The 4,588-nt window shown below is 53.1% G+C and carries 8 protein-coding genes and 1 pseudogene; 6 read left to right on the top strand and 3 right to left on the bottom strand.

All coding sequences use genetic code 11. From position 1 onward, the window contains the following. From JCM12296_RS51125 to JCM12296_RS51120, 3 genes are all read right to left on the bottom strand, one after another. The coding region (locus tag JCM12296_RS51125; RefSeq protein ID WP_422698823.1) for a phosphomethylpyrimidine synthase ThiC at nucleotides 1-90 on the bottom strand (90 nt) is incomplete at its 3' end. 238 nt (nucleotides 91-328) lie between these two features. Next, complete coding sequence (locus JCM12296_RS32500) at nucleotides 329-946, bottom strand: MBL fold metallo-hydrolase (protein WP_172684224.1); 618 nt, start codon at nucleotides 944-946, stop codon at nucleotides 329-331. Further along, entirely contained in the window at nucleotides 835-1,146 is a 312-nt protein-coding gene (locus JCM12296_RS51120; RefSeq protein WP_422699204.1) for an MBL fold metallo-hydrolase, read from the bottom strand. The genes JCM12296_RS32500 and JCM12296_RS51120 overlap by 112 nt, the downstream gene beginning before the upstream one ends. Here JCM12296_RS51120 and JCM12296_RS46565 point away from each other — a divergent pair. The 6 genes and pseudogenes from JCM12296_RS46565 to JCM12296_RS32480 all read left to right on the top strand — a co-directional run. Further along, entirely contained in the window at nucleotides 1,042-1,263 is a 222-nt protein-coding gene (locus tag JCM12296_RS46565; RefSeq protein ID WP_246805228.1) for a hypothetical protein, read from the top strand. The two genes, JCM12296_RS51120 and JCM12296_RS46565, sit on opposite strands and share 105 nt — an antisense overlap. Nucleotides 1,264-1,629: 366 nt before the next feature. After that, a pseudogene (locus tag JCM12296_RS32490) lies at nucleotides 1,630-2,370 on the top strand (response regulator); the annotation flags it as partial. 68 nt (nucleotides 2,371-2,438) lie between these two features. Beyond that, nucleotides 2,439-2,738, top strand: coding sequence for a PAS domain S-box protein (locus JCM12296_RS51115; RefSeq protein ID WP_157068112.1), 300 nt, complete (start codon nucleotides 2,439-2,441; stop codon nucleotides 2,736-2,738). Between the two features lie 11 nt (nucleotides 2,739-2,749). Continuing rightward, nucleotides 2,750-3,793: an ABC transporter substrate-binding protein gene (locus JCM12296_RS42920; protein ID WP_218188401.1), complete on the top strand. Its 1,044-nt coding sequence runs from the start codon at nucleotides 2,750-2,752 to the stop codon at nucleotides 3,791-3,793. Continuing rightward, a complete protein-coding gene (locus JCM12296_RS42915) occupies nucleotides 3,729-4,346 on the top strand; it encodes a hypothetical protein (protein ID WP_218188403.1) in 618 nt (205 codons plus the stop codon). Before JCM12296_RS42920 ends, JCM12296_RS42915 begins: the two co-directional genes overlap by 65 nt. Nucleotides 4,347-4,390: 44 nt before the next feature. Beyond that, nucleotides 4,391-4,588: hypothetical protein (locus JCM12296_RS32480; RefSeq protein ID WP_054698042.1), on the top strand; the 198-nt coding region annotated here is incomplete at its 3' end.

The raw sequence follows: 4,588 nt of genomic DNA, 5'->3' as shown, positions 1-4,588 counted from the left end.
CTCAAGGGCCCGGCGGACCTTGTCCATCTCGCGGTCGATGTCGCAGCAATCCTTGGAAATCCCCAGATTGACATTGATCTTGGTGCGCAACCCCAGGCCGACGCCTCCGGGTCGAGGTTGGCGTGGTTTTTGTTTGCCGGAATGATCACCGTGCCGGCGGCGATCCGGTCCCGCAGAACATTGACATCCATCTGCTCCTTTTGGGCGACGACGTTCATCTGGTCGGTGACGATGCCCTTGCGGGCGGCATCCATCTGGGTGGTGTAGTCCATGGAGAATACCTCTTCCTGATGGGGTAATGGGGCTATCCTTGCATCGGCGGTCTTCGTCAAGACGCGTTGACCTCTTCCTGCACGGCGTTTTGCACCATCTGGCGGCAGATATGATGCATGACATTGAACGGAATGAATTTAAACTGGGTTTGCGCCAGCCACTGCCGGGCAGCCCACTCGGCGGTGGCCTCCACGTCACCGGATGATTCGACATGCGTTTTAAGGGTTTCCTTGTAGGCCAGGGTGGCCTGCTTGACGCGCGACACGACTTGCCTGGCATCTTCACCGGCCACCCATCCGTAATGCTCCCAGGCACACAATTCGACATCCAGGGCATCCATCCGGTTAAGACTGTGCATGTATTCAACGAAACTTTCCGAGGCCGTGCAGGCGAATTGCCGACCGTTGTCGATGGGCAAAGACAGGGCATCGCTGGGGAAAAGCCATTTTTGTTTTTCCAGATAAAGCGTCATCGCACAGCGGCTGTGCCCCGGGGTCTCAAAGACGGTGGCCACCATCCCCTGCCCCAGGTCCAGGCGGTCACCATCCCGAAGGACGCGTTTTACCCGAATGGTGTCGAAATCAAGGGAAATGCCTTCGAATTCATTGGCGACACCCATCTGCTGCAGGGCCTGGCGACCGAACGTACGGGCGTTATGGACGGCTTTCGGCATATTGAAGTACTTGTCGGCCGGCTTGATGCCAGGACCTCCAAATGCGGATAGCGCTTTTGTAAAAAGGGTACCGCCCCGCAATGGTCAAAGTGAGAGTGGCCGATAAAAAGATACTTCACCCGCTGCATATCGATCTTCCAGGCCTGGATCTGTTCCATGAGCTCCCGGACGATCCATTGGCAACCACCGCCGACAAGCATATGAACATCGCCTTTGAGCAGGTAGACGTTATTTTCCCGCGTTCCGAGAAGAACCAGGTGATCGTTGACCGCGCCCGGATTCTGATTCCACATGTTCATCCTCCCGTCCGAACCTAATTATGACGCATATTCATTATATTGAATGTTGCTAATTAAATTATCCTCACTATATATCAACGCAACCGCAATGCAACCGCAATACAGGCGGGTTGACAATAATTGATGAGTACTAACCAATTTTCGGCCCGCTTTGGATTTTTCGGAGTTTCAACGATCCATAAGGGCATTCGGCCGCCGGCAACGGCCAGGTGGACCGCCTTGACAACAGCCTTGACATTCCGGTTTCAAAACATCCTGAAGAAGTTTCAACAAATATCCGCAAACCAATTTCTTGACACATATTAATTATTTTGACAACGTGGAACTATACTGTCAGCGGACCCTAACCAACTGAATTTGTAGCGCCTAATCAATGCTGTCGGGATGACCTGGATGGATATGGGCAATGATCTCACACAAATACCGAAGCAAGCCGATATTCTTATTGTCGATGATTCCGTCAACAGCCTGAAACTGCTGGTTGATTTGCTGTCAAGCCAGGGATATCATATTCGTCCCGCCGCCAATGGTGATATGGCGCTACGCTCCGCCACCGAGAGCATCCCCGACCTAATCCTTTTAGATGTAAAAATGCCGGACATGGATGGGCACGAAGTCTGCCGCCGCTTGAAAGCCGACGAAAAATTACGTCAGATCCCCGTTATCTTTATCAGCGGAATCGAAAATAAATCCAGCAAAATCAAAGGATTTGATGTTGGCGGCATCGACTATATCACCAAGCCCTTTGATTCCGAGGAAGTCCTGGCACGAGTACGCATCCACTTGGAACTCCGATCACTGCAGATCCAACTGGAACATCGTGTGCATGAGCGGACCGTCGAGCTCACCCACGCATACCAGGCCTTGAAGGCCAGTGAAATTCGCTTCAGAGATCTTTTTGAAAATTCACCGGTGTCCCTTTGGGAAGGGGATCTCTCCCAGGTCAATGCGTTCATAGAGCGCCTCAGGGACAAGAAGGTTGACCATCTGGAAGCCTACCTCGATGCTCATCCCCAGGCCGTGATGCGATGTGCCAGACAGATTGAGCTCTTTGATGTCAACCAGGCGGCGCTGGAATTGTTCGGGCCCCGAACAAACGAACGCTGCTGGAAGGGCTGGCCGACACGTTCACCGCGGAATCCCACGCGGCCTTCAAGCATCTTCTTCTATCGATCTGGGACGGTAAAACCAAGATGGAACAAGAGGCCGTTATTACAAGACTGGATGGTGAGCGGCGGTTTGTCCGGATCAACGGGTCGATCTCTGCGACGCAAGCGCAAACGTTTTCGAGGATCGTTTTTTCCATCGTCGATATCACCGGGCAGAAACAAGCCGAAGAGAAGATCAAGCGCCAATTGGCGGAACTTCGCGCGTGGCAAAATATGATTCTGGATAGAGAGGATCGTGTTCAGGAGCTCAAGCGCGAAGTCAACGAACAACTTGAACGGTTGGGCGAGCCGATCCGTTACCCCAGCCAGCAGAAAGTTCTTTAAATAGGGTACAAATGAAACGCAAAATCCTGAAATTGTGGATGCTGCCCATGATTGCGATGTTGGTATCGGCGGCCCCGGGATGGTCCCGGCCCCTGCCCGGTTCCCACATCAAGGTCTTCATTCCCAGCCTGCCGTATATTTATATTTCACATGCCATCAACGGCGCATTGTTGCGTCCGGCGGACAACGAACGCGGCTGGGATTACGATATGGCGACCCACCACCGGCAAATCAACGACACGACCTATGAGTTCAGCTTGCGGAAAAACGTCCTTTTTCAAGACGGCACCCCCTTCAATGCCGATTCCGTCGTCGAAAACATGCGCTATTTCAAGAAAAAGCCCTTTCTTTTCACGAAGATCGATACGGTTTTCGATCGCGTGGTGAAAATCGACGATTACACGGTTCGGTTCCATCTCACCGAAAAATATGGCCAGTTCCTGAACGACACCATCTGGATTCAATTCTATACGTCCGCCTACCTGAAAAAATTCGGCTGGAACGGGAAATTGACCTGCCCGAATCTGGCTGAACCCGGCCCTTACGGACTGGGCCCCTATGTTTTGAAAGCCGGCTATGTGGAGGGAGACCGGCAGACACCGGAGGTGGTACTGGTGGCCAATCCCAATTATTGGGATCCGAACTATCCCAAAATAGAAACCATCACCGTCTATACGGAACTGGATACCAAAATCGCCATGGAGAATGTGTTTGACAAGGATGGCGTGCTCGACATCATGCCGATTCCCTTTTCCATGAAATGCAAAGCCGATGCGTCGCCATATGCCAGGTTGATCAAGGTGCCCTCGACCAACAGCATCGCCATCCACATGAACCTGCGCAACGGCAATAAACGCCTGCGCGAAAAAAAAAATCCGGGTCGCGCTGAACCGCGCCATCGACCAGCACCGCCTGCTGGAGCGCGCCTATCATGGCGAAGGAACGGTCAAACCCACCCTGGCCTCCCCGCTGTTTCCCGGTGTACGGGAGGTGGTCAAAACCCTGCGGCCCTATTCCGAAATCAAAAGCCCCAAAGCAATTCGCGGCGAGCTTAAAAAGGTTCTGGATGGACTGTCGCTCAAAGTCCTTACCCAGGATCGGTTCATGTTTATCTGGAAAGGGATCGCCCGCGACTTGAGAAAGGTCGGCGTCAAGCTGGACTTCGAGATCACCACCAGCGAAAAAGATGTATTCGATCAACTGCTCACCACCAACGCCGGAAAAAATACCCAATCATGGGATCTTCTGGTCTGGGGCCTCGACGATTGGTTCTACAATCACCCCTGGTCCGCTTTTCTCGTTTATCGGACCCAGAATGCCTGGAGCACCATCTTCCCCGACCCGATCCTGGACGGCTATATTGACATCTTTTTTCGCTCCTCCGTGGGAACGCCGGAATTCACCGCCATCTGCGCCAAGATCATGCGCCATGTTTACGACAACGCCTACATGCTGTTCGTTCCAGCGCCCAATAAGCTTCTGGCGGTCAATAAGAACGTCATTTTCAAGCCGAACCGAATGGCCCATATGCCGCTTTGGGAAATCGAGATATCCAGGGATCACTGGTCGATCCGCCACGGTTCGCGTCAGCGGAAATCGCTGCAGTGACCTTAACGTTGCAGCGATCGGTTTAAGTTGCCGAGAGGTGCGCCATGCTGAAAAAAATAAGACTCGGCCCCAAGCTGATGGGGGCTTTTTTAGCCGTCGGCTTAATTCCTTTTGCCGCACTGGCCATGATATCCCTGACCAGTTCGAGCGGCGCGCTGTCCAAGCAGGCCTTCAGCCAGCTCGAAAGCATGCGCGAGGTCAAGCAGAGCCAGATCACGGACCTGTTTACCGGCATCCGGGGA

The sequence above is a fragment of the Desulfosarcina cetonica JCM 12296 genome (assembly GCF_001311845.1).
GTDB classification, from domain to species: domain Bacteria; phylum Desulfobacterota; class Desulfobacteria; order Desulfobacterales; family Desulfosarcinaceae; genus Desulfosarcina; species Desulfosarcina cetonica.
The sequence above is the reverse complement of the archived record's forward strand: the minus strand, read 5'-3'. Positions and strand labels throughout refer to the sequence as shown.